At 70.1% G+C, this 22207-nt stretch carries 26 protein-coding genes; 14 read left to right on the forward strand and 12 right to left on the reverse strand.

What is annotated here, in order from left to right; all coding sequences use genetic code 11:
- The first annotated feature begins 22 nt into the window (after positions 1-22).
- Genes BST38_RS06555 through BST38_RS06565 form a run of 3 tightly spaced genes read left to right on the forward strand, consistent with a single transcriptional unit; the run spans position 23 to position 3417 of the window.
- Positions 23-1120, forward strand: a complete 1098-nt coding sequence (locus BST38_RS06555; RefSeq protein WP_110781663.1) for an LLM class flavin-dependent oxidoreductase — start codon at positions 23-25, stop codon at positions 1118-1120.
- Positions 1117-2469 (forward strand): NtaA/DmoA family FMN-dependent monooxygenase, encoded by a 1353-nt coding sequence (locus tag BST38_RS06560; RefSeq protein ID WP_083142472.1) that lies wholly within the window; start codon positions 1117-1119, stop codon positions 2467-2469. The genes BST38_RS06555 and BST38_RS06560 overlap by 4 nt, the downstream gene beginning before the upstream one ends.
- 27 nt (positions 2470-2496) lie before the next feature.
- Complete coding sequence (locus BST38_RS06565; protein WP_083142473.1) at positions 2497-3417, forward strand: phosphotransferase; 921 nt, start codon at positions 2497-2499, stop codon at positions 3415-3417.
- Positions 3418-3419: 2 nt separating this feature from the next.
- On the opposite strand, the gene BST38_RS06570 is transcribed toward BST38_RS06565, so the two are convergent.
- The 3 genes from BST38_RS06570 to BST38_RS06580 all read right to left on the reverse strand — a co-directional run bounded on the left by BST38_RS06570 (position 3420) and on the right by BST38_RS06580 (position 5699).
- Positions 3420-3791, reverse strand: a complete 372-nt coding sequence (locus tag BST38_RS06570; protein WP_181791969.1) for a hypothetical protein — start codon at positions 3789-3791, stop codon at positions 3420-3422.
- 89 nt (positions 3792-3880) lie between these two features.
- Positions 3881-4597 (reverse strand): NUDIX hydrolase, encoded by a 717-nt coding sequence (locus tag BST38_RS06575; RefSeq protein ID WP_083142745.1) that lies wholly within the window; start codon positions 4595-4597, stop codon positions 3881-3883.
- Positions 4598-4703: 106 nt separating this feature from the next.
- On the reverse strand, positions 4704-5699 hold the full coding sequence (locus tag BST38_RS06580; RefSeq protein WP_083142475.1) for a hypothetical protein: 996 nt from the start codon (positions 5697-5699) through the stop codon (positions 4704-4706).
- Positions 5700-5927: 228 nt separating this feature from the next.
- Here BST38_RS06580 and BST38_RS06585 point away from each other — a divergent pair, with 228 nt between their 5' ends.
- Positions 5928-6938: an iron-containing redox enzyme family protein gene (locus BST38_RS06585; protein WP_083142476.1), complete on the forward strand. Its 1011-nt coding sequence runs from the start codon at positions 5928-5930 to the stop codon at positions 6936-6938.
- On the opposite strand, the gene BST38_RS06590 is transcribed toward BST38_RS06585, so the two are convergent.
- The gene (locus tag BST38_RS06590) at positions 6915-7130 is read right to left on the reverse strand and encodes a CDGSH iron-sulfur domain-containing protein (RefSeq protein WP_420872560.1); all 216 of its coding nucleotides are present in this window, start codon (positions 7128-7130) and stop codon (positions 6915-6917) included. The genes BST38_RS06585 and BST38_RS06590 overlap by 24 nt on opposite strands.
- A 47-nt stretch (positions 7131-7177) precedes the next feature.
- Positions 7178-7870, reverse strand: a complete 693-nt coding sequence (locus BST38_RS06595) for a HemK2/MTQ2 family protein methyltransferase (protein ID WP_083142478.1) — start codon at positions 7868-7870, stop codon at positions 7178-7180.
- A gap of 70 nt (positions 7871-7940) precedes the next feature.
- Between BST38_RS06595 and BST38_RS06600 the strand changes: the two genes are divergently transcribed.
- On the forward strand, positions 7941-8195 hold the full coding sequence (locus BST38_RS06600) for a metallothionein (protein ID WP_083142479.1): 255 nt from the start codon (positions 7941-7943) through the stop codon (positions 8193-8195).
- 9 nt (positions 8196-8204) lie between these two features.
- Here the strand turns inward: BST38_RS06600 and BST38_RS06605 are convergent, their stop codons facing one another.
- Together BST38_RS06605 and BST38_RS06610 are read right to left on the reverse strand one after the other, a co-directional pair.
- On the reverse strand, positions 8205-8912 hold the full coding sequence (locus tag BST38_RS06605) for a cutinase family protein (protein WP_083142480.1): 708 nt from the start codon (positions 8910-8912) through the stop codon (positions 8205-8207).
- 112 nt (positions 8913-9024) lie between these two features.
- A complete protein-coding gene (locus BST38_RS06610) occupies positions 9025-9306 on the reverse strand; it encodes a hypothetical protein (RefSeq protein WP_083142481.1) in 282 nt (93 codons plus the stop codon).
- Positions 9307-9358: 52 nt separating this feature from the next.
- Here BST38_RS06610 and BST38_RS06615 point away from each other — a divergent pair, with 52 nt between their 5' ends.
- The 3 genes from BST38_RS06615 (at position 9359) to BST38_RS06625 (ending at position 11759) form a co-directional block, all read left to right on the forward strand.
- The gene (locus BST38_RS06615) at positions 9359-9931 is read left to right on the forward strand and encodes a type 1 glutamine amidotransferase domain-containing protein (protein ID WP_083142482.1); all 573 of its coding nucleotides are present in this window, start codon (positions 9359-9361) and stop codon (positions 9929-9931) included.
- A 48-nt stretch (positions 9932-9979) separates the two neighbouring features.
- Positions 9980-10432 (forward strand): hypothetical protein, encoded by a 453-nt coding sequence (locus BST38_RS06620; protein WP_083142483.1) that lies wholly within the window; start codon positions 9980-9982, stop codon positions 10430-10432.
- A 127-nt stretch (positions 10433-10559) separates the two neighbouring features.
- A complete protein-coding gene (locus tag BST38_RS06625; RefSeq protein ID WP_237160701.1) occupies positions 10560-11759 on the forward strand; it encodes an MFS transporter in 1200 nt (399 codons plus the stop codon).
- On the opposite strand, the gene BST38_RS06630 is transcribed toward BST38_RS06625, so the two are convergent.
- Positions 11756-12919, reverse strand: a complete 1164-nt coding sequence (locus tag BST38_RS06630; RefSeq protein WP_110781666.1) for a glycoside hydrolase 5 family protein — start codon at positions 12917-12919, stop codon at positions 11756-11758. The genes BST38_RS06625 and BST38_RS06630 overlap by 4 nt on opposite strands.
- Before the next feature lie 163 nt (positions 12920-13082).
- A complete protein-coding gene (locus tag BST38_RS06635) occupies positions 13083-14390 on the reverse strand; it encodes an aspartate aminotransferase family protein (RefSeq protein ID WP_083142746.1) in 1308 nt (435 codons plus the stop codon).
- A gap of 138 nt (positions 14391-14528) precedes the next feature.
- On the opposite strand from BST38_RS06635, the gene BST38_RS06640 reads away from it, so the two are divergent.
- On the forward strand, positions 14529-15257 hold the full coding sequence (locus tag BST38_RS06640; RefSeq protein ID WP_083142486.1) for a cutinase family protein: 729 nt from the start codon (positions 14529-14531) through the stop codon (positions 15255-15257).
- Positions 15258-15268: 11 nt separating this feature from the next.
- On the opposite strand, the gene BST38_RS29755 is transcribed toward BST38_RS06640, so the two are convergent.
- Positions 15269-15397 (reverse strand): hypothetical protein, encoded by a 129-nt coding sequence (locus BST38_RS29755; protein ID WP_272818841.1) that lies wholly within the window; start codon positions 15395-15397, stop codon positions 15269-15271.
- Positions 15398-15600: 203 nt separating this feature from the next.
- Between BST38_RS29755 and BST38_RS06645 the strand changes: the two genes are divergently transcribed.
- The 5 genes from BST38_RS06645 (at position 15601) to BST38_RS06665 (ending at position 20359) form a co-directional block, all read left to right on the forward strand.
- Positions 15601-17190: a PP2C family protein-serine/threonine phosphatase gene (locus BST38_RS06645; protein WP_083142487.1), complete on the forward strand. Its 1590-nt coding sequence runs from the start codon at positions 15601-15603 to the stop codon at positions 17188-17190.
- The gene (locus BST38_RS06650; RefSeq protein ID WP_083142488.1) at positions 17187-18263 is read left to right on the forward strand and encodes a cobalamin B12-binding domain-containing protein; all 1077 of its coding nucleotides are present in this window, start codon (positions 17187-17189) and stop codon (positions 18261-18263) included. The genes BST38_RS06645 and BST38_RS06650 overlap by 4 nt, the downstream gene beginning before the upstream one ends.
- Positions 18260-18607 (forward strand): STAS domain-containing protein, encoded by a 348-nt coding sequence (locus BST38_RS06655; protein ID WP_083142489.1) that lies wholly within the window; start codon positions 18260-18262, stop codon positions 18605-18607. Before BST38_RS06650 ends, BST38_RS06655 begins: the two co-directional genes overlap by 4 nt.
- Positions 18608-18674: 67 nt before the next feature.
- Positions 18675-19685, forward strand: a complete 1011-nt coding sequence (locus tag BST38_RS06660; protein WP_083142490.1) for an NAD-dependent epimerase/dehydratase family protein — start codon at positions 18675-18677, stop codon at positions 19683-19685.
- The gene (locus BST38_RS06665) at positions 19682-20359 is read left to right on the forward strand and encodes an alpha/beta hydrolase family protein (RefSeq protein ID WP_083142491.1); all 678 of its coding nucleotides are present in this window, start codon (positions 19682-19684) and stop codon (positions 20357-20359) included. The genes BST38_RS06660 and BST38_RS06665 overlap by 4 nt, the downstream gene beginning before the upstream one ends.
- A gap of 118 nt (positions 20360-20477) precedes the next feature.
- On the opposite strand, the gene BST38_RS06670 is transcribed toward BST38_RS06665, so the two are convergent.
- Positions 20478-20894: an acyl-CoA thioesterase gene (locus BST38_RS06670; protein WP_110781669.1), complete on the reverse strand. Its 417-nt coding sequence runs from the start codon at positions 20892-20894 to the stop codon at positions 20478-20480.
- 13 nt (positions 20895-20907) lie between these two features.
- Positions 20908-22203, reverse strand: a complete 1296-nt coding sequence (locus BST38_RS06675; RefSeq protein WP_083142492.1) for a hydroxyacid-oxoacid transhydrogenase — start codon at positions 22201-22203, stop codon at positions 20908-20910.
- Positions 22204-22207: the final 4 nt, after the last annotated feature.

Consider the following 22207-nt stretch of genomic DNA (forward strand, 5'->3'; position numbering starts at 1 on the left):
GTTGACCCCGGAAGTGAGAGCCATGACAGGGCCAGACCCGCTGCTCCTCGCCGTCGCGCTGTCCGCCGCCGGCCGGCATCCGGCCGCGTGGCGTGAACCCGACGCCCGGCCCACCGAACTGCTGACACCCCGGTACTGGGTCGACCTGGTCACCGAGGCCGACCGCGGTGGAATCGACCTCGTCACCTTCGACGACGAACTCGTGCTTCAACCCGACGGGGTGCGGGGCCGGCTCGACGCGGTACTGACCGCCGCCCGGGTCGCACCGCTGACGCGCCGCGTCGGCCTGGTGCCGACCGCTGTCGCGACCCACACCGAACCGTTCCACCTGTCCAAGGCGGTCGCGACACTCGACTACGTCAGCGCCGGACGGGCCGGGATCCACGTCGAGGTGACCGCGGGCGCTGACGCGGCACGGCACTTCGGCAGGCGCGAGGTACCCGAGTCGCGCCGCGAGCTGTACGACGAGGCCGCCGACTATGTCGAGGTGCTCCGGCGGTTGTGGGACAGCTGGGAGGACGACGCCGAGATCCGCGATGCGGCCACCGGTCGGTTCGTCGATCGAAACAAGCTGCACTACATCGACTTCGAGGGGCGCTGGTTCTCGGTCAAGGGTCCGTCGATCACGCCACGACCGCCGCAGGGCCTGCCGCCTGTTGCGGCGACGTACACCGGTGACGACAGCGGCGACTTCGTTGCAGGGGCCGACATCGCCTTCATCCCGGCAGGCACCGCAGCGGCAGGCACCACCCCGCTGGGGAGTGCTCTGACGTTCGTCGACCTGGTGGTCTTCCTCGACGACTCCGCCGAGCGTGCGGTCGCCCGCCGCCGCCGACTTGACGACCTGCACGGATCCGAAGTCGGCTTCCCGACAGAGGTTTTCACCGGCACCGCGGCCCAGCTCGCCGACCGGTTGGAAGACTGGCAGCGGGCCGGCGCCACCGGGGTCCGGCTGCATCCCGGCGCCCTCCCCCACGACCTGACGCAGATCTCGGCGCAGCTGACCGGTGAGCTGGGCCGCCGCGGACCGGCCAGCCAGCGGACGGGCACGCTGCGGAACATCCTCGGCCTGCCCCGGCCCGTGAACCGGTACGCCATCACCGGAGAGGACGCGCGATGACCAGGCCGCTCAAGCAGATCCACCTCGCCGCGCACTTCCCGGGCGTCAACAACACCACCGTATGGAGCGATCCGGCGTCGGGCAGCCACATCGACTTCGCGTCGTTCGTGCACTTCGCGCAGACCGCCGAACGCGGGAAGTTCGACTTCATGTTCCTGGCCGAGGGCCTGCGGCTGCGCGAGCAGAACGGCCAGATCTACGACCTCGATGTCGTCGGCAGACCCGACACGTTCACCGTGCTGGCCGCGCTGGCCGCCGTCACCGACCGGTTGGGGCTGACCGGCACGATCAACTCGACCTTCAACGAACCCTATGAGGTCGCCCGCCAATTCGCGTCCCTGGACCATCTGTCCGAGGGCCGGGCCGCGTGGAACGTCGTGACGTCCTGGGATGCGTTCACCGGGGAGAACTTTCGCCGCGGAGGGTTTCTGGCGGAGTCCGAGCGCTACACCCGCGCCGAGAGCTTCCTGGCCGCGGCCCACACACTGTTCGACTCGTGGCAGGAGCACGCGATCGTCGCCGACAAGGACGGCGGACGCTTCCTGGCAGACCCGCGCGCCGGCGAGTTCACCTACACCGACCAGCATTTCGACATCAGCGGACGCTTCAACGTGCCCCGCAGCCCGCAGGGTAGGCCGGTGATCTTCCAGGCCGGCGACTCCGACCGCGGACGCGACTTCGCCGCGGCCGCCGCCGATGCGATCTTCTCCCGGCACAGCACACTGGAGGCCGGCCGGCAGTTCTACGCGGACGTGAAAGACAGGTTGCCCGCGTTCGGCCGGCACCGCGACGACCTGCTCATCCTGCCCGCGGCCACCTTCGTCCTCGGCGACACCGACGCCGAAGCGGCCGAGATCGCCCACGAGGTGCGGCTGGCGCAGGTGTCACCGCAGACCGCGATCAAGTTCCTCGAACAGCTGTGGAACCGGGACCTGTCCGATCACGATCCCGACGGGCCGCTGCCGTCGGTCGACCCGGTCGTCGGCGAGAACACCATCGCCCGCGGACGCGCCAGCGTGCGGATGTACCGGGATCCGGTCGCGACGGCCAACGAGTGGCGGGCCCGAGCCGAAGCCGAGAACCTGACGACGCGTGAGCTCATCATCGAGGTCACCGGACGGCAGAACTTCATCGGGTCGGCCTCGACGGTCGCCGAACAGATCAACGATCTCGTCCAGGCCGACGCCAGCGATGGATTCATCCTGGTCCCGCACGTCACGCCGGCCGGTCTGGACCCGTTCGTCGACACGGTGGTGCCGCTGCTGCAGGAACGCGGCGTGTTCCGCGCCGACTACACCGGCTCCACGCTGCGCGAACACCTGGGCCTCGCAGAAAATGGTTCGAGGTGATCGGGGCCTGATCTCTAGGATGGCCGGGTGACGCCCGAAGAGCTCGCCGAGCGCACCCGCCGCGCCACCGACGCCGCGGTGGCGGCCGGCCGCGAGCTCGGGTTGGGGATCGAGCAGCCGACCGTGCTGCACGACGTGTTCTCCGTGGTAGTGCACCTGCGGCCCGAGCCGGTGGTCGCGCGGATCCCGGTGGTGACGACGGCGAACCCACTGCCCGATCGCCAGAATGCAAGGCAGCAAAGGGAACTCGACGTCGCCGCCTGGCTGGACACACAAGGTGTGCCGGTGGTCCCGCCGTCCGTGCGGGTGCCGCGGCGCCCGGTCCGCCGGGACGGCTTCGCGATGACGTTCTGGGAGCTCGCCGACGTCGCCGAGGACCACGAGCCCTACCGCGGTGTCGACCTGTCCTACAGCGTCGCTCTGCATGCCGCGTTGCGGGGCTATCCGGCCGAACTGCCGTTCCTGTCCCCGTTCAACGACGGGCTGCCGGAGATGATCGCCGGGCTGCGCCCGCAGCACGGACTGACCGCCTCCGACATCGAGCGCGCCCGCGGGGAATTCGACCGGCTGCGGGCGGTGCTGGCCGACCGCGAATCGTTCCACCGCGCGTTCCCCGGCGTTCCGGTGCAGCCGGTTCAGGGAGATGCGCCGTCGCACAACGTGATCCGCACACGCGCAGGAATCCTGTTCTCGGATTTCGAGGACATCACCTGCGGGCCGGTGGAATGGGATCTGGCGATGCTCGGTGAAGACGCCGTCACCGCATACGATAGGGCCGCGCACGAGCGGGGCGTTCGACGGACCGACCCCGAGGTGTTGCGGGCGATGGAGTCAGCGAGGCGCCTGCAATTCGTGGGGTGCTTCACGCTGATCCCCCAGCTACCCATTCTGGCCGCGCCGCTGGCCGAGGCGCTCGACGACTGGCGCGCCACAGCGGAATTCGGCTGAACTTACACCGGCAGGCCGTAATCCATCGGTGGCCCGTCGGGGCCGATGGCTTCCCGATCGGCGATCGCGGTGGCGACCGCGACCCCGTCCCGAATCACTCCATGGACCACCACATTGCGCGGCATGACACCGGGAAGACCGATCTGAGCGGTCTCCGGGGTGATCCGGAACGTGGTGCTCTGACCGTCGGCACCGACCATCGTGACCGACTGCGGTGACGATGACGTCACCTGCCCGGCGCGCTGGATCTGCTGCGGCTGCTGCGGCTGCTGCGGCACGGAGGCGGCGGCGGCTTGGAACTGCTGCGGAGGCTGTTGCGGCGGTTCGAGGATCTCGGTGGTGACCAGCCATCCGGCGGCGCCTGCGGCTGCCATCATCGACACCGTCGTCAGGTGTCGTGCCAACCGATGGCGCATCATGCCCGTGGGCTACCCGAACGGTCGCGTCAGCAAACGAGCGCCGGCTACTTCCAGGCGAATACCGGCTGTTCGAGGCGGTCGACCGGATCATCGCGCCCCTCAAGGCACAGCCACCTCAGCTGTAACAGGACCGCGCCGGTCGGCGCGTGGATGAGGTCATTGCCCAACGGGATCTGCACCACCGGGCGCGGGCTCTCGGGGATGGTGATGAAGCGCGGTGAGTCCTCGCGCAGAAGCTGGTGCAGACCAACCCGATAGACCGCGACCACCTCGTCGGGGGACGGTCGCGGGTCGAGCCGTCCCCCGCCCCAGACCACCACCGGCGTGATCACGTACCCCGACCGCGTCGGGTAGTCGTCGAGCAGGCCGAGCACCGCCGTATCCGGCAGCCGCACACCGACCTCCTCGTCGAGCTCACGCAGCGCGGCATCGACCACCGACTCCCCCGGATCGAGCCGGCCACCGGGCAGCGCCCACTGCGCCGAGTGCGACGACAATCGAGAAGCCCTACGGCACAGGAAGAACGCTGCCCCACCGGAGACGTCGACCATCCGGCCGTCGAGATCCCCGGGCATCGGCCGGCCGGCGATCCAGTCGTCCACCGGGGCCGGGTCCACCCGGTCCTCCCCGACCAGGGAATCGACGAGCACCACCGCCACGGCCGCGTGCCGCTTCGACGGATCCGTCACCGTGCGGCGGTCGTGGCGGGTGAGGCGCTCGGCGATCACGTCGCGTAGCCCGTCGTCGTAGCTGATGGTCACCACTGGAGCGTAAGACGTGCAGCGTGCAGACCCCGAGCGCAGACCCCGAGTGCAGACGAAAACGGGCCGGCACAGGGAATCCGTGCCGGCCCGTCCTGTCGATATGTCAGCGGCTGATGCCGACGACCTCCTGCGCGATGGCGGCCACGCGCGCCTGCGCGGCCGAGACGACGCGCTGACGGTTCTTGTGCGCCTCCTCGTAGGCGATGATCACGCGGATGTCGGACGGCTCGGTGAGCTCCTTGACCGCGTTCGCCGCATCGGTGACGGTCAGCTCGTCGTAGTCCGCGATCGGCAGCTCGCCGGCGTCGAGCAATCCGCTGGCCCCGCGGGCGGCATGGATCGCATCCGCGGCATCATCGGCACCCTGCTCGCGGGTGACCCGCTCGGCGGCTTCGAGGGCGCCGTCACGCGCGCCGGAGAGCGCCTTACCGGCGATGTCACCGGTGCGCGCGCCGCGGTCGACCAGACCGGCGACGGTCGGGCGGACGGAGCGGACCGCTTCGGCGATGCGCTCGGCGCCGCGCGTGGACCACGTGAACGGCAGGTTGGCCAGCTTCACGGCCAGACCGGCGGCGGCCTGCACGGGCGTGCGGCGCAGCGCCGCCGGGCCGCCGAGGGCGTCCTCGGCCAGCACGGTGGTCAGCCACTCCACCGTCGCGGTGTGCGCGGTGATCAGCCGTGAGGCCAGTTCCTCGACGTCCTTGTGTCCGGCCGAGACGGCCAGCGCTTTGACGTAGCGCGAGCGGTCGAGCAGCTGACCCTCCAGGGCCAGGTCGCCCAGAAGCGCCTCGTCGAACGGCTCGGCCTGCTCGGTGAGCGCCTTGACCGCTGCCGCGGCGCGGCCCAGGAAGGGCCCGATCACGTCGGGGAAGCCGCCCAGGTCGCGGATGGCCTTCTCGATGGCCGCGGCACGGGTCCGGGCGTTCTCGGCGTTCTCGGTCAGCTCGCGGCGCACGGCGTCGGTGCGGGCCTGCGCCACCCGGGTCTCGGCGACCTGGATCTCGGTGTGCGTCAGGTCAAGGACGGTGCGCAGCTGTGCGATCAGCGTCGCGGTCGTGGCCTCGTTGGAAGCGGCCTTCGTAATCGGCGTAGTAGCCATAGGTCTGGTTCACCCCTCGGTTGTGTGACTTCAACGTTCTCGGTGTTCTCGGCGCGTCGGTTCTGAGCGCTCCCCCGTCGGGTACCCGGAGCCCGGCGCAGACATGACCGCTGCGCAATGTTGTGAGATACCCGGCTCGTTGGTGTACGTCAGAGGGTCAGTGGGTACCTGGGGCGGCCGCCGCTCGACGGTTTATCGGCCCCGCGCCCGGGTACGTACGGGCTCGTGATGCCCACCCTCGTTGAACCCCCCACCCTGCCGGAACCTCGTGGCCCGATCTCGATGTCGGTCGTCGACCTGCTCGCCGAGCGGGCCCCGCTGCGGTATCTCGCCAAGGTCGAGACGTCGCTGGCCGACGCGGATCCCGCCGGGATCGACCTTCACCTCGCGCTTTACGTCTGCTACGAGCTGCACTACCGGGGATTCCGCGGGGTGGATTCCGGATGGGAATGGAATCCGGGTCTGATCTATCTGCGCAGCCAGCTCGAGGATCTGTTCCTGTCCGATGTGCGCAGGCAGGTGGGCGAGATCGGCGAGGTGAGTGCGCTGGAGGAGTTGGAGAAGCTCTGCGTCGAACCGGTCAACGGTGACGGCCCGTCCTACTACCTGCGCGACGAGGGCACCTGGGAGCAGATGCGCGAGTACTTCACGCACCGCTCGCTGTACCACCTCAAGGAGGGCGATCCGCATGCGTGGGCCATCCCGCGGCTGACCGGCCAGGCCAAGGCGTCGTTCGTCGCCGTCGAGTTCGACGAGTTCGGCGCGGGCAAGGGTACCCGGCTGCACCAGCAGTTGTTCGCCGACCTGATGGAGGCCGCCGGCCTGGACGCCACGTACCTCAGCTACCTCAATCATGTGTCCGCTGAGGCACTGGCCGTCGTGAACCTGATGTCGATGTTCGGTCTGCACCGCCGGTTGCGGGGTTGTGCCGTCGGGCATTTCGCCGCCACGGAGGTGACGTCACCTCCCGGGTCCCGGCGGATGGTGCAGGCGCTGGAGCGCATGGGCGCCCCGATCGAGTGCCGCGCGTTCTACGCCGAGCACGTCGAGGCCGATGCCGTGCACGAGCAGGTGGTGCGCACCGATGTGGTCGGCGACCTGGTGAGCCGGGAACCGGACCTGGACGCCGACGTGGTGTTCGGGATCCGCGCGTTCGACCTCGTGGAGAACCGGCTTGCCGATCACCTCATGAGGAGCTGGCGCGCGGGAGAATCGTCACTGCGACGAGAGATCGACTGATTCGACGTCTCCTGAGGCTGACTCCGAATTCGATTCCGCGCCACCGCCGCCGGCACGCTGCCTGCGGCGGTGGCTCGTATCGCACAGCGGATAGGTCTTGGATCGCCTACATGCGCAGATCGCGACCATGAAGCGGTCGGATTCGACCTTGCTTCCGTCCGGAAGCTCAATGCACACAGGGCCTTCCACCATGACCGGGCCGCCGGGCACGACCCGGACCTGGCGGAAATCCTGATCACTCACGGCGCGTCCGCGCGAACCACGACGATGCGTTCCTGGGTGGCGTGGCGGCCGAGCAGGCCTGCCCGCTTGAGCCACGGCGCCCGAGCCGTCATCACCGGGCCGAACGGGATCAGCTGCTGAGCCGCCACCTCGGCCCGCATACCCTGTGCGCGAAGCGCACTCAGCGTTCGGGTGACCCCGGAGCATTCCGAATGCACGATCAGCAAGGTGCCGCCCTCCTCCAGCAGCAGCGGCGCGGCCGCGCACAGCGGGTCGAGCACCATGCGGCCGTCAGGGCCGGCATCCCAGGCCCGGGACGGGCCCGCGGCCGGCGAGATCAGGCCGGAATCGTCCACCGGCGCCTCCGGCACATACGGCGGATTGGCAAGGACGACGTCAAACGGGCCGAATTCGATTGCTCGAGCCCATGATCCACGGTGGACGTCGATCTCGACACCGGCGGCCAGCGCCTCCTGCCGGGTCCGCGAGACAGCTTTGGGGCAGATGTCGAAGGCCGTCACCGACGCGGCGCCCGCGCTGGCCGCCGCGATCGCGACAACGCCACTGCCGGTGCACAAATCAGCGACCCGCGCACCCGGGACGACGCCCGCGGTGACCATCGCGTCGATGAGCAGTGATGAATCCTCTTGCGGGGGATAGACCTCGGCAGGAGCTTCAAGGGCGTCGATTGTGGTATATGCGCTCGTCACGGATGCTTGATGCCCACTTCGTCACCATCCAAACGCGTTTGCCCCGGCGACCCTGGGGAATGGGACGCGCATGAGTATTTGCGACACCTGCGGAAACGACTACGACAAAGCCTTCACCGTCACGTTCCACGACGGGCGCACGGCGACGTTCGACAGCGTCGAATGCGCCGCGTCTCAACTCGCCCCCGAGTGTCTGCACTGCGGTTGCCGCATCCTCGGGCACGGCATCGAGACCGACGAAGGAATCTTCTGCTGTGCGCACTGCGCACGAAAGGACTCCAACGCCGACGTCAACGACCGCTACCCCGTCCCGGCCGGCGGCTGAGGCGGAAACCTAGATCCGGGCCACCGCGTACGACGCCCCCTCGGTGACCATCCCGTTCACCGGGTAGAACGCGTGGGCGATGTTCGGGCCCCCGGCGGGCGCCCCGTCGCAGATGCTGTCGCCCTGGGCGCACAGTCTCAGCGTCTTGTCCGCATACCGCGGCCCGATGGTGATCGCCGGGGCGCCGAGCCCGGCCAGGAAGGCATCCGACGGGGTACCGAACAGCACGACGGCCGCGACATGGTCGGCCACGTCGTCCGGCAGCGGCGTCGGGGCGATCGCCGCAGGCACCGAGCTCGGGACGGTGTCGGAGGTCGCGAACCCGGACACCACCGCGCCCTGCGAGAAACCGCCGAGCACGATGCGGGTGTCGGGGCAGTCCCGTGACATGGTCAGCACGCGATTGCCCGCATCGCGGACCCCGTCGATCACCGTGGCCGCGAATGCCTCGCGTTCGGCGAAGTTGCTGCCCGCCGGATAGTTCACCGCGTACGCATCGACGGTGCGTGGTGCGGCCTGCGCGCGCACCGCGTCGACGAACGCCTGACCGACGCCTCCGACGCCGGGCGCCTCGCTGGTGCCGCGCGCGAAGACGACCTCGACATCCGGGCACGGCGGCTGCGCGACGGCCGTCGGAACGGCACCGGCAGCCGTGACCGCGGTCGTCGCACCGACCACCGCAGCGCCGGCGAGCCCGGCGATCCGCTTGAGCTTCATGGACAGTCCCCTTCCTGCGGCGCATCCGCGCGCCACCCGCTCAGTACCACCTGCGTGCGGCGGCCAAACGGCGGGCCCAACGGAGCAGGGAGTCGTCAGCGCGGCGCGGGCGTCATCCCTGATTCTCGGTAGGGCTCTCGTGCTCGGTAGGACTCTGCGGGGACTCCCATTTCGACTCCAGGGTGCGTACCACGACGGTGTCGGCGGGCAGTTCGATGTCGCGGGTCTCGCCGTGGTCGCCCTCCAGCGTCGCGACGACGGTCCCGTCCCGCGCCTCCTTGTGCACCACCTTGAACTGGCGGGTCTCGTCACCGGACGCTCCGGGCAGGGTCAATTCGATCAGGTCTCCTGGTGCGACGTTGCCGAGACGGTCGCTGTCGGACTGAGCACTCATGGGTTCGACGGTAGCCGAGCGGGTAACCGGGTCGTCGGACGAAGGAGGCCCCATGCCCAACGCTTCAGAGGGACGTGAGTTGGAAGGACGCCGCATCGCCTTTCTCGCAGCCGACGGCGTCGAGAAGGTCGAACTCGAGCGGCCGCGGGACACGATCCGCGGTGCCGGCGGGCACACCGAGCTGCTGTCGATCACCGACGGCGAGATCGACGCCCGCAACCACGACCTCGAACCCGCGGGCTCGTTCCCGGTGGACCGGCTCGTCGGTGACGCCGAGATCGACGAATTCGACGCGCTCGTGCTGCCGGGCGGCACGGTCAACGGCGACAAACTTCGCCTCGACGAGGCCGCGGTCGCGTTCGTGCGCGACTTCGTCCGCTCGGGCAAACCGGTCGCCGCGATCTGTCACGGCCCGTGGGCGCTGGTCGAGGCCGATGTCGTCGCGGGCCGGACGCTGACGTCCTATCCGAGCCTGCGCACCGATCTGCGCAACGCCGGCGCGACCGTCGTCGACCAGCAGGTGTGCATCGACGGCAACCTGATCACGAGTCGCTCACCGGAGGATCTCGACGCGTTCTGCCAGGCCATCACCGACCGCTTCGCGGCCACCCCCGCGCACACCTGACCCGCCCCGGGCGGGTTTCGCACCTGCGGGTCCGGGCACCCGACGGGCATGCAATATCGCAACGCACGCGCAATCGCCGTCGCCGGTGTGCTGGGCGCGGCCGTGGTCGCGATCGCCCTGGTGATGCCGGCGGCCCGCCTGCTGGGCTCCGACGGCGGGCTGGTCGCGGGTTTGGCACTGTTCGCTCTGCCCGTGTTCGTCGTGCTGGGCGCGACCGGGGCGCCGTTCTACGGTGCCGTGCGCGCCGGCGTGGTCGCGGGTCTGCTGACACTGGTGGTCACTGTCGTGACGTGGGTGCTGGCCCTGCTCGCGGTGACCAGTGCCCTCGCCGGGTCGGGGACGGGTCTGGTCCTGACCGTCGCTGTCTTCGCGGTCCCGGCCCTGATCCTGGTCGGGGCCGGGCTCGCCTCGCTTCGGCTGCTCAACGGCGCGACCCCGGTCGAGGACCGGGAACCGGCACCGCCGATGACGCCGGCACGCTCGAGGTTGCCGCACCGCTGACGGTTTCCGGGCAACAGCATTGATGTGCTATGTATTTTTGGTGCCGTTGTCCCGCTCCGAACCGCTCGACCCGGTAGGGGTCTCCGGGACGACCGCCCCGCTGCCGTCGCGCGGCGCGCTCGGACTCATGTTCGACCGCGTCTTCGGCGCGCTGTTCTGGGGCAAGATGTTCGCCGTCGTCGCGGTGTGGACGCACGGCCTGGTGGCCGCGGTCGTCATGTACGAGGCGACCCGTTCGGCGCTGATGGTCGGACTGGTCGGCGTGGTGCAGTTCGCGCCGCAGCTGATCCTGGCCCCGACGAGTGGCAAGTGGGCCGACACCGGCAATCCGGCACGGCAGATCCTGCTCGGCCGGGTGTTCTGCGTGATCGGTTCCGGCTCGATCGCGGTCTGGATGTACGCCGTGCCGACGCTGCAGGGCATGGCGGTCGCCGTCCCGATCCTGCTCGGGACCACCTTGGTCGGGATCGGCTTCGTCGTCGGCGGCCCGGCGATGCAGTCGATCGTGCCGAACCTGATCCGTCCCGGCGAGCTCGCGACCGCGATGGCGCTGAACAGCCTGCCGATGACGGTCGGGCGCATCATCGGCCCGGCGGCGGGCGCATACCTCGCCGCCCACCTCGGACCGGCATCGGCGTTCACCGTCAGCGCGGTGCTGCACTTCGTGTTCGCGCTGTTTCTGATCCTCGTGACGTTCCCGAGTCCGCCGCCCCGCCAGCCCGGAACCGACTACCGGGTGCGTGCGGCGATCCGCTACGTGCTGGCCGACCGGCCGCTGCTGCTGGCGCTCGCCGCGGTGACCACCGTCGGCATCGTCTCGGATCCGTCGATCACCCTGGCCCCGTCGATCGCCGACGCCCTCGGCGGCGACGCCGCGATGGTCGGATCCCTGTCAGCGGTGTTCGGGGTCGGCGCCGCGATCGGAATGGGTTCGCTGGCGGTGCTGCGCGGCCGGATCGCGTCGGCGTACGTGTCGTCGATCGGCATGGCCGCGCTGACCGCGGGCAGCACGGTCCTGGCGTTCGGGCTGCAACCGTGGCTGGCCTACACCGGCTTCCTCCTGGCCGGTCTGGGATTCGGCTGCGCGATGACCGGGCTGTCCACCGTGGTTCAGGAACGCGCGCCCGAAGAGCTGCGCGGACGCATCATGGCGCTGTGGCTGGTCGGTTTCCTCGGCTCGCGCCCGATCGCCGCGGCGGTGCTCGGCGGCACCGCCGACCTGGTCAACGTCTATGTGGCGTTCGGCGTGGCTGCCGGGCTCGCGCTGATCGTGACGCTGCTGTGCCGGCCCTCGAAGCTCGCCGACACCCCGGCCGCAGTGGGCTAGCTCGGACGGTTGCGGCCGGTCAGCTCCCGGATCACGTTGATCTCGCCGGCCCGGTACGGTGTGCCGTCGCCGTTGAACAGATCGTGGAACCACAGCGGCGGATCCATCACCGGCCGCTCCCACGAATCCCACGGCAGGAACGTCTGCGTCTTCCCGGCGACGAATCCCCAGGTGTAGGCGCCGATGTTGCGGCCCTTCATGATCGGCAGGATGGTCTCGACGGTGCTGCCGAGCGTGCGCGCCATGTACTCGGTGCACAGCATCGGCCGGTTCATCGGGGTCAACTCCGCGAGCCGGTCCTCGAACCCCTTCGGGTCGGCGTAGCTGTGGAACGAGATCACGTCGGACAGGTCGAGCTGGATCCGGTTGATCTCGTTGCGCCGCGCGGGATCTCCCCAGACACCGTCCCAGACACCGCTGGTCAGCGGCTGGACCGGGTCGACCGACCGGGCCCAGCCGAACACCTGCGGCAGCAGTTCGGCGACGCGCTCGATCTTGTCCTTGCGTTCGACGGCCTTGTACACGTCGGACGGATTGTCCGGCTCGTTCCACAGGTCCCAGCCCAGCACGCGTTTGTCGTGGCGGAACTGACTGAGGACGCCGACGACGTAGTCGCGCATCACCCGGCGGTACCGCGGATCACCGAGGTGCTCGGCGCCCGGGCTCTGCACCCAGCCCGAGTTGTGCACGCCCGGCACCGGGTCGCGCTGCTTGCCGAGCCGCGGGTGCGGGTCCCAGCAGGAGTCGAACAGCACGAACAGCGGCTTGATCCCGTGGTGGGCGGCGATGTCGACGAAGCGGGCCAGCCGGCGCTGAAATCCGGCCCGGTCCTGCACCCACAGCAGATCGTGCAGGAACACGCGAACGGTGTTGAACCCGATGTGTTTTGCCATCCGCAGCTCGCTGTCGATGCGGCGCGGGTCGAACGTTCCAGGCTGGAACATCTCCAGCTGGTTGATCGCGTTCGCCGGAATGAAGTTCGCCCCGACCAGCCAGCCCTGGGCGCGGTGCCAGCGGTGGGCGCGGTCGGGCGACCACCGGGCCAGTTCGGCCGAGGCCCGCGGTGTCGGGGTCAGCGCGAGCCCGGCTGCCATCGCCCCCGCAAGGACCACCGGGGCCTTGAGCACGGCGCGGCGATCGACGCGAGCAGTGGGTGACAACGTGCAATCCTTCGGTCTGAAGATCGGTCGCCCCGTCCGGCCGGCAATACCGATCCCCGAAAGAAACCCGTACGCGGTGGGCGCCGCCAGTGTATCGGCGCGGCACGCTCCGGCGTTACCGACTCGCTGAGCGAGTGATCCTGGGGCAGAAACGATTTGACTGTCAAGCCGGTGAGCGAAGAACTGCCCCGAGTGCGTCGTCGAGGATGTCGAGCCCGGCGTGCAGTTCGTCCTCCGAGATGGTCAGCGGCGGCGCGATCCGGAAGATTCCGCCCATCCCCGGCAACTGCACGATGTTCATGTGCAGTCCGCGCTGCAGGCAGGCCGCGGTGACCTCGGCGCCCAGCGCATCGGCGGGTTCCTTGCTCTGTTTGTCGGCAACCAGTTCGATGCCCTGCAGCAGACCCCGCCCGCGCACGTCACCGATCTGCCGATGACGCGTTGCCATATCCGCCAACCGGTCGCGCAGCTGTGCGCCCAGCTCGGCGGCCCGCTCGACGAGCCCGTCACGGGCGACGACGTCGAGCACGGTGCACGCCACCGACGCGGCCAGCGGGTCCGACACGTGGGTGGTGAAGAACAGGAAACCCCGGTCGTGGCAGACGCTTTCGATCTCGTCGCTGGTGAGCACCGCGGCCACGGGCAACCCCGCCCCCAGCGTCTTGGACAACGTCAGCAGATCCGGCGCCACGCCGTCGCGTTCGAACGCGTACATCGTGCCGGTCCGGCCGATCCCGGTCTGGGCCTCGTCGAGGATCAACAGCATCCCGCGCTGAACGCACAGTTCCTTGAGCCGGCGCAGGTACCCGTCAGGCAGTTCGATGATCCCGCCCGAGGACAGGATCGGCTCGACCAAACACGCGGCCAGACTTCCCGAGGACTGCGCGTCGACCATCGCGAACCCGTACTCCAGCTCGGACTCCCAGTCGTGGGATCCGTCGGGCCTCCGGAACGGCGAGCGGTACGCGTTCGGGGTCGGCAATGTCAGGCTGCCCGGCATCGCCGGGCCGTATCCGCGCCGTCCGGCGCTGAACGTGACCGACGACGCGCCGGTCGTCATCCCGTGCCAGGACCGGTCGAACGAGACGATCTCGTACCGCCCGGTGTAGAGCTTGGCCATCTTGATCGCGGCCTCGTTGGATTCGGCGCCGGTGGTGAGCAACAACATTCGGCTCAGCGACGGCGGCAGGGTCGCCGCCAGCTTCGTGGCGAGCGTGACGACCGGACGGCTCAGCATTCCGCTGTAGAGGTGGTCCAGGGAGGTCATCGCCGTCGACACCGTCGCGACGATGTCCGGGTGCGCGTGGCCGAGGACCGCACTCATCTGCCCGGAGGTGAAATCCAGGATCGCCGACCCGTCGCTGTCGTACACATAGCTGCCGACTGCTCGTTCGATGATCCGCGGCACGAACGTGGCGCCGTATCGCACCAGATGGCGATCGGCGGCTTGCCAGAACGGATCGTTCTGCAACACTGTCACGCGGTGACACCTTACGGCGCGCCCGGGAACGGTTTCGGATCACGCCGTCACGGGTACACCCGCGCCGTCCTTTCGGGGTTGCAACGGCGCCTGCCACGGAATAACTCGTCGAGAAAACAGGCGGTTCCCATGAACAGAATTGGACGATGGCTGGCCGGTTCGGCCTCGGTCCTGGTGACGGCGGCGGGCGCACCGGTCGTCGCCGCCCCCGCATACGCCGCTCCGTGCCCTGACGTCCAGGTGGTCTTCGCCCGCGGCACATTCGAGCCGCCCGGTGTCGGGGCCACGGGTCAGGCGTTCGTCGATGCGGTGCGGGCACGTGCCGGCGGCCGCAGCGTCGATGTCTACCCGGTGAATTATCCCGCGTCCCTTGACTTTGCGACTGCGGCACAGGGCGTCATCGACGCGGGCAATCATGTGACGACCATGGCCGGCACCTGCCCCGACACCGAGATCGTGCTCGGCGGATACTCGCAGGGCGCCGCGGTCGCGGCCTATCTGACCGAGGACGGCATCCCTGAGGGCTACACCCCGCCGCCCGGTCTGACCGGCCCGATGCCGCCGGAGGTCGCCGACCACGTCGCTGCGGTCGCGCTGTTCGGCAAGCCGTCCAGCGGTTTTCTGCAGATGATCTATACCGGCGCACCGCCGATCACGGTGGGCCCGCGCTACGCGCCGAAGACCGTCGACCTGTGCGTCACCGAGGATCCGGTGTGCTCGCCGACCGGTGGGGACAACGCCGCGCACGGTGCCTATCTGGTCAACGGGATGACCGACCGGGCCGCCGACTACGTGGTGGGTAGGTTGCCCGCCCCGAAGCCGGGGGCGCCGGTCGACCTGTCGGCCGGAACGCCCTGATCAGCGGCGCGTCACTCGTCGTCGGCGTCCGGGATGCCGTCGGGCGGCGGCGTCGAGTACGCGGGACCGGCGGGAGGCACGTCGTTTCCGGAGGCGTTCTCGTCGGGATCGGGCAGCGCGTGTCGGTCGTCGAAGTGCATGTCTGGGGAGTTACCCACTGACGCCGGTCCGCTATGCATGTTGCCTTCACAACAACTTCGGGTATCCCCCAACGCACAGGTGAACCGTCGATTGACGGATGCGAAAACCCGTGTGGTCGACATATGTCGTGCTTCCTGCATACAGTCGGGGAAACGGCTGGACGCCGCACGACAGCGTGACGTCCGGCTGCGAGGAGGCAGTGATGAGTGATCAGGTAAGCGAGATCACCCGCCTCGACGTCACCACCGGGATCGACACCGTCTGGGGCCCGGTGCCCCATCCGGTGCTGATCGCCGATCGCACCGGAAGAGTCCGCACGCTCAGCGCGTCGGCCCGGTCGGTGCTGCCGGAGGTCGGACCCGGCAGCGTGGTCGAGGATTCGGTGACGCCGTGGCTGTCCGAGGCGGGTGAGCGCACCGCGCACACCACCGAACTGCCCGGCGGCGACAAGGCCTGGTGGCTGATCGAGGACGCAGGCGGCGCGGCACTGCGCTCGCTGACCGTGGAACGCGAACGCGCCGCATTCCTGGACGAGGCGTCCGCGGTGCTGATGGCGTCGCTCAACATCGACCGGTGCATGGAGGCGACGGTGCAGATGGCGGCGCGCCACCTCGCCGACGGTGCCGTCCTGGTGGCCCCGCGCACCGCGGGGCGCATCCCGGTGGTCAGCGGTACGCGCGACGGCGGTACCCGACACCGGGTCCTCGACGCCGACCCGGCCGAGGTGGCGGGTCTCAGCGAGGCCCTGCGCGGCTTCCCGCCCGTGCCGTCCCGCTGGATCGACCCCGCCCAGCTACCCGATTGGCTTGTCCCGCAAGACTTCTCCGGCACTGTCGGATCTGTCGTGATCACCCCGCTGCCCGGCCACGGAGTCCCCGCGGGTGCGCTGGTGCTGCTGCGGCACACGTCCCACACCGCGTTCGACGACGGCGAGGAGGTGTTCGCCCGGCTGTTCGCCGCGCGTGCCGGTGCCGCGCTGTCGGCAGCACGGCTCTACGCCGAACAGTCCGCGATCACCCGCACGCTGATGCGGGAACTGCTCCCACCGCAGCTGCACCGCCTCGACGGGATCGAGCTCGCCGGCGGATACCGCGCGTCCGAGGACCACGAGACCGTCGGCGGCGACTTCTACGACGTGCACCCGGCGGCCACCCCCGACGGCGAGACACTGGTGGTGCTCGGCGACGTGTGCGGCAAGGGCCTGGAAGCCGCGGTGCTCACCGGCAAGATCCGCAACACCCTGCAGGCGCTGGCGCCCCTGGCCCACGACCACGGCGGTGTACTCCGGCTGCTCAACAGCGCGCTGCTGTCCGTCGAGCACACCCGGTTCGCGACGCTCGTGCTGGCGTCGGTCAGCCGCCGAGACGGCCTCGTGCGGTTGCGGCTGACCAGCGCCGGACACCTGGCACCGCTGATCGTGCGCGACGACGGGCGCGTCGAGGAAGTCGAGACCCGCGGCACGCTGGTCGGCGTGATGCCCGACATCAGGGCCCTGACCGTCGAGGCGTCGCTGGCGCCGGGCGAGACATGCCTGCTGTTCACCGACGGTGTCACCGAGGCGCGCGGCGGTCCGTTCGGTGGGGACATGTTCGGCGAGAGCCGGCTGTCGGCGGCACTGGCGCAATGCGCCGGCCTGCCCGCGGAGGCGGTCGTGGAGCGGATCATGATGCTGACCTCCGGATGGGTCGACGACCGCTGCCACGACGACATCGCGGTGGTCGCCATCACCGCGCCGCGGCGCAACCATCTGAGCGCGGTCGACGGGCACACCGCGGGGAGGTTCACCGCGTGAGCGCCGATCGCCCCGACTACCGGGTGCTGCGTGACCGGTTGTGGCACGCGGTGCTCGACGCCGACGAATACACGGCGTCGGCGGTGGTGTTCGCGGCGCTCGACGCCGGGGTCGACCCGGAGGACGTGCTGCTCTCGGTCATCGCCGAGGTGCAGCGCCGGGTCGGCACCGAGTGGGCGGCCAACCGGATCACCGTCGCGCAGGAGCACGCGGCGACGGCGATCAACGACCGCGTCATCGCCGCACTGGCCCACCACCCGCGGTGCAGGCGCGACCCGTCCGCGGGCCGGGTCACCGTCGCGTGCGTCGACGGGGAATGGCACGCCCTGCCCGCCCGGCTGCTCGGCGAGGTGCTGCGGCTGCGGGGCTGGCAGGTCGACTTCCTCGGCGCCCAGGTCCCGACGCCGCATCTGATCGCCCACGTCCACCAGCACGGCCCGGTCGCGGTCGCGCTGTCCTGCTCGATCCCGACCCGGCTTCCCACCGCGCACGCCGCGATCACCGCGTGCCAGGCCGCCGGCGTGCCGGTGCTCGCCGGCGGCGCCGCGTTCGGTGTGGACGGCCGTTTCGCGCGACAACTGGGCGCCGACGCGTGGGGTGCGGATGCGCGCACCGCCGCCGAGATCCTCAGCCGTGGCGTCCGCCCCGCCTCGGCCGCGACCACCCACCAACCCATCGACGATCTGCCGCACCTCGCCGACGGGGAGTACACGATGGTGCGCGGTGACAGCGCGACGCTGATCAAGACGACCGTCACCGACCTCGAGGACCGGTACCCGGCGATGCGCGGGTACACCGACGCGCAGCGTGATCGCACCGTCGAGGACATCGCCCACATCGTCGAATTCCTGGCGACCGCGCTGTACGTCGATGACGACGAGCTGTTCATCCAGTTCATCGGCTGGACCGCCGAGATCCTGATCGCCCGCGGGGTGCCCGCGGACTCCCTGAGCCCGGCCCTGGACTCGCTGTCCGGCCAATTGCGCGACTTCCCCCGCGCCCGACGTCTTCTCGGCGCGGCCCACGCCGCGCTCCCCCAGTCCGTATCCGCCAACCCCCCAATGCCTGCATGAAACTCACACTCGCTGTTCACAACACAGCCCATTCCACCCGCATCCGTGTCTCGGGCGACCTCGACTACGGCACCACCTCCCTGCTCGTCGACACCGTCGGCGAGCTGCTGACCGAACGCTCCGGACTGCAGGATCTGCATCTGGACTTCACCGAGTTGGCGTTCTGCGATTCGGCAGGCCTGTCCGGGCTGGTGATGATCCACCGGCGTACGTCGGCGGCCGGGCTTCGCCTGCACCTCGACGAGCGACCGGCGCAGCTGGAACGGGTGCTCACCATCACCGGTCTGCTGGACTTCTTCACCGCCGCGGCGCTCACCGCCGACGACGAGTCCGACATCGGCTGATCCGACACCAGGGCTGATCCGACACCCGACCGGTTTTGCCCGCCGCCCTGCGGGCTATCCGAACGCCATGTCGCTGCGCGTCGCGGTCACCGGGCCGACGGGGGAGATCGGGATCTCGACGATCACGGCGCTGGAGGCGTCGCCCGACGTCGCAGAGATCGTCGGGATGGCCCGACGCCCGTTCGACCCCGCAGCGCAGGGCTGGACGAAAACCGTGTACCGCCAGGGCGACATCCTCGACCGGGATGCCGTCGCGGACCTCGTCGCCGACGCCGACGTGCTGGTGCATCTCGCGTTCATCATCATGGGCTCGCGGGAGGAGAGCGCGCGCGTCAACCTGGAGGGCACCCGCAACGTGTTCGAAGCCGCCGTGGGGCGCGGGGGTACGGCGTCTCCCCGGACCCGCCGCCTGGTCTACACCTCGTCGGTGGCCGCCTACGGCTACCACTCCGACAACCCGGTGCCGATCACCGAGGACGTGCCGGTGCGCGGGTCGGCCGAGCACTACTACTCCGAACAGAAGGCCGCGTGCGAGGCCGCGCTGCACGAGATCACCGACGGCAGCGGGTTGGAGGTCTACGTGCTGCGGCCGTGCATCGTCGCCGGACCCCACGCGACCGCCCTGGCCGACGCGATGCCGTGGAACCAACTACCGATGCCGGTGCGCCGGGTCAGCCAGGCGCTGCCGTTGCTGAAGCCGCCGTTCCCGGACCCGGGCACGCCGCTGCAGCTGGTGCACCACGACGACGTCGCGAACGCGATCGTGCTCGCGGTGACCACGACCGACGCCCCTGCGGGGGCCTACAACATCGCCGGTGACGGCGTGCTGTCGATGTCGGCGGTCGGCGAGGCGCTCGGCGCGAGACCGGTGAGGGTGCCGCACGCCGCCGCCACCGCGACGTCGGAGGTGCTGGCCCGGTTGCCGTTCGTCCCGTCCAGCCTGGAGTGGCTGCACGCGGGACGCACATCGGTGGTGATGGACACCGGCCGGGCCAGGAAACTGCTCGGGTGGCGCCCGAAACACACCGCCGAGGAGACGCTTTCCGCACTGGCCTCCGCCGTCAGGCCCGGCGGGTGAGGACACGGGAGTACGCACCGGGCCGGCCGGTGGACCTCTACGGTGACCCGATCGACCGCACGGTGCTGCTATGGCATGGGACACAGACCGATGCCCGGGCGACGGTACGCACCCTGGCCGGGTTGCTCGCCGACCGGGGGCTGAGTGTGGTTGTCCCGGACTGGGATTCACATAGCGCCGATAACGGGCGGGCAGACCTGCTGGCATCCGTGGACTTCGCGCGCGGCTGGTCGCGGGCCGACGCCGGGCTCGGGCTGATCGGGTGGTCGCTGGGCGGGGTCGCGGCGGCCGGGCTGACGGCGCGGGCCGCCGACATCGGCCTGGAGCTGGCCTTCACCGTGTGCCTGGCCGGCGCATTCATGGTGCGCGACCCCATCTTTGGGCTCGATGTCGGTGACGCGCTGGCCGGTGCCGGGCGGCGGCCGCCGTTCACGCTGCTGCACGGCAGCGCCGACGACGTGGTGGATCCGTCGGTCAGCCGCGCGTTCGCCGCTCGGCTGCAGGCCCACGCCTGGCCGGTGCGGCTGGTCGAGCTGGCCGCCGATCACGGGAATATCGCTGGTGCGAGGTACGATTCGGCCAACGATCGCTACGCCCCCGCCGATAACGAGGCCACTCGCTCCGTCACGACCGAGGTGGCCGACCACATCGCTTCAGCCGCCCGAACATCTTGAGAGGAGTCGCATGCCTGCCACGCCCGACGCACGCCTGGTGACCAGTTGCCCGGCATGCGGTTACCCGACGTTCGACTCCAGCCTGTGCGCCCCGTGCGGCCCCCTCGCCGCGGCGATCTCACACCCGGTGTAGCCGCTCCAGCGCCGCCCGGATCCGGTCCGGGATCGGGACGGCCCGGCGGGTGGCCCGATCGACGAACACGTGCACGAAATAGCCGTGCGCGACCGCCTCGTCGCCGGCGCCGAAGATCCCGACCCCGTAGGTCACCGATCGGGTGGAGAGCTTGTCCACCCGCAGGCCGGCCCGCAGGTCTTCCGGGTAGGCGACCGGCGCCAGGTAGGAACACTTCGACTCCACCACCAGCCCGATCACGGGTGCGTCGTGGATGTCGAGGCCGCCCTCGTGGATCAAGAAATGGTTCGCGGCGGTGTCGAAGTAGCTGTAGTACGTGACGTTGTTGACGTGGCCGTACACGTCGTTGTCCATCCACCGGGTGGTGATCGGCACGAAGTACCCGTAGTCGGTGTCCTTCACCGGCGCAGCGCTCTCACCAGTACCGCATCGATTCGTCGAAGGTGCCGGCCAGCACTTCCCTGTCGATCTCGATGGGCGCGTTGGCCAGCAGCCGCTGCTGCGGCCAGGCACCGTCGGCCAGCGCCGGGCTGTCGGCGCCGGTGTAGCCGACGCCCTCCAGCCCGTTGGGCATGCCGACGCGGCGCATGATCGCGATCAGGTGCTCGGCGAGCACCACGCCGGCGTCGTCGGGTCCCGCGCCACGCACGTCGGCGCCGAGTTGTTCGGCGGCGAACAGGTGGCGGCCCGGGTCGGTGTGCGCGGTGCGGCGGAATGCCGCAGGGGCGTTGAGGATCACCGACATCCCGTGTGGCACCATCGGTTCGGCGTCGGGATAGCTCGCGGGCCGGAAGTCACGGACCTGCCCGGCCACCGCATACGCCATCGCGTGCGGCAGGTGCACCCCGGCGTTGCCGAACGCGATACCCGCCAGCGTCGCGGCCCACATCACCTGCTCTCGGGCCTCCCTGTCGGACGCGTCGTCGACTGCTCGCCTCAGGTACCTGCCGAGCAGGCGCAGCGCCTCGCCGCAGCCCAGGTCGCTCCACGGGTTCGCGCCCTGGCTCATCGGCCGCTGGGTCGGCCGCGGCGGCGGCGGGCGGCGTAGATACGGGCGCGCCGTGTAGGACTCCAGCGCGTGCGAGAGTACGTCAAGACCGCTGCACGCCACCACATTCGGCGGCAGGGTGTCGGTGCAGTCGGGATCGACCAGCGCCTCGGTGGGGCGTAGCGCCGGTGACGCGATACCGGTCTTGGCCGCCATCGACAGCAGGTCGAAGATCGCGATGCCGGTCACCTCGCTGCCGGTGCCCGACGTCGTCGGGCATGCGATGTGCGGCCGCAGCGGTCCGGGCACCGGGGTGCCGGCCCCGACCGGCGCGTTGACGTAGTCGAGGAAGTCGGCGGGATGGGTGGCGTAGAGATTCGCGGCCTTGGCGGTGTCGATGACCGAGCCGCCGCCGACCGAGATGTAGCCGTCGGGGGCGGTCTCGGACGCGAAAGCCGCTGCCTGCTTGAAGGATTCGTCGGTCGGCTCGACGCGCACGTCGGTGTAGGCCACCACGTCGATCCCGGCGTCGCGCAGCGAGCGCGCCGCGGTGTCGAAGACCTCGAGCCCGGCGATGGTCGGGTCGGAGAACAGTGCGACCCTGGTGATGCCGAGCGCCGAGGCGCGGTCACCGAGCTCGGCGAGGCAGCCGCGGCCGAAGGTGATCCGGGACGCGTCGACGGTGAACGCACCCTCGGTTCCGTCGGTGTGGCAGCAGCTCACCCGG

Origin of the sequence: Mycolicibacterium parafortuitum (assembly GCF_002086815.1) — a bacterium.
GTDB classification, from domain to species: domain Bacteria; phylum Actinomycetota; class Actinomycetes; order Mycobacteriales; family Mycobacteriaceae; genus Mycobacterium; species Mycobacterium parafortuitum.

Excerpts from the sequence above, each read along its gene's own strand:
- BST38_RS06555 (WP_110781663.1), top strand. The coding sequence starts at position 23 with ATGACAGGGCCAGACCCGCTGCTCCTCGCCGTCGCGCTGTCCGCCGCC.
- BST38_RS06560 (WP_083142472.1), top strand. The coding sequence starts at position 1,117 with ATGACCAGGCCGCTCAAGCAGATCCACCTCGCCGCGCACTTCCCGGGC.
- BST38_RS06570 (WP_181791969.1), bottom strand. The coding sequence starts at position 3,791 with ATGGCAGCCGCAGGCGCCGCCGGATGGCTGGTCACCACCGAGATCCTC.
- BST38_RS06580 (WP_083142475.1), bottom strand. The coding sequence starts at position 5,699 with ATGGCTACTACGCCGATTACGAAGGCCGCTTCCAACGAGGCCACGACC.
- BST38_RS06585 (WP_083142476.1), top strand. The coding sequence starts at position 5,928 with ATGCCCACCCTCGTTGAACCCCCCACCCTGCCGGAACCTCGTGGCCCG.
- BST38_RS06590 (WP_420872560.1), bottom strand. The coding sequence starts at position 7,130 with ATGGTGGAAGGCCCTGTGTGCATTGAGCTTCCGGACGGAAGCAAGGTC.
- BST38_RS06600 (WP_083142479.1), top strand. The coding sequence starts at position 7,941 with ATGAGTATTTGCGACACCTGCGGAAACGACTACGACAAAGCCTTCACC.
- BST38_RS06605 (WP_083142480.1), bottom strand. The coding sequence starts at position 8,912 with ATGAAGCTCAAGCGGATCGCCGGGCTCGCCGGCGCTGCGGTGGTCGGT.
- BST38_RS06610 (WP_083142481.1), bottom strand. The coding sequence starts at position 9,306 with ATGAGTGCTCAGTCCGACAGCGACCGTCTCGGCAACGTCGCACCAGGA.
- BST38_RS06615 (WP_083142482.1), top strand. The coding sequence starts at position 9,359 with ATGCCCAACGCTTCAGAGGGACGTGAGTTGGAAGGACGCCGCATCGCC.
- BST38_RS06620 (WP_083142483.1), top strand. The coding sequence starts at position 9,980 with ATGCAATATCGCAACGCACGCGCAATCGCCGTCGCCGGTGTGCTGGGC.
- BST38_RS06625 (WP_237160701.1), top strand. The coding sequence starts at position 10,560 with ATGTTCGACCGCGTCTTCGGCGCGCTGTTCTGGGGCAAGATGTTCGCC.
- BST38_RS06640 (WP_083142486.1), top strand. The coding sequence starts at position 14,529 with ATGAACAGAATTGGACGATGGCTGGCCGGTTCGGCCTCGGTCCTGGTG.
- BST38_RS29755 (WP_272818841.1), bottom strand. The coding sequence starts at position 15,397 with ATGCACTTCGACGACCGACACGCGCTGCCCGATCCCGACGAGAACGCC.
- BST38_RS06645 (WP_083142487.1), top strand. The coding sequence starts at position 15,601 with ATGAGTGATCAGGTAAGCGAGATCACCCGCCTCGACGTCACCACCGGG.
- BST38_RS06655 (WP_083142489.1), top strand. The coding sequence starts at position 18,260 with ATGAAACTCACACTCGCTGTTCACAACACAGCCCATTCCACCCGCATC.
- BST38_RS06660 (WP_083142490.1), top strand. The coding sequence starts at position 18,675 with ATGTCGCTGCGCGTCGCGGTCACCGGGCCGACGGGGGAGATCGGGATC.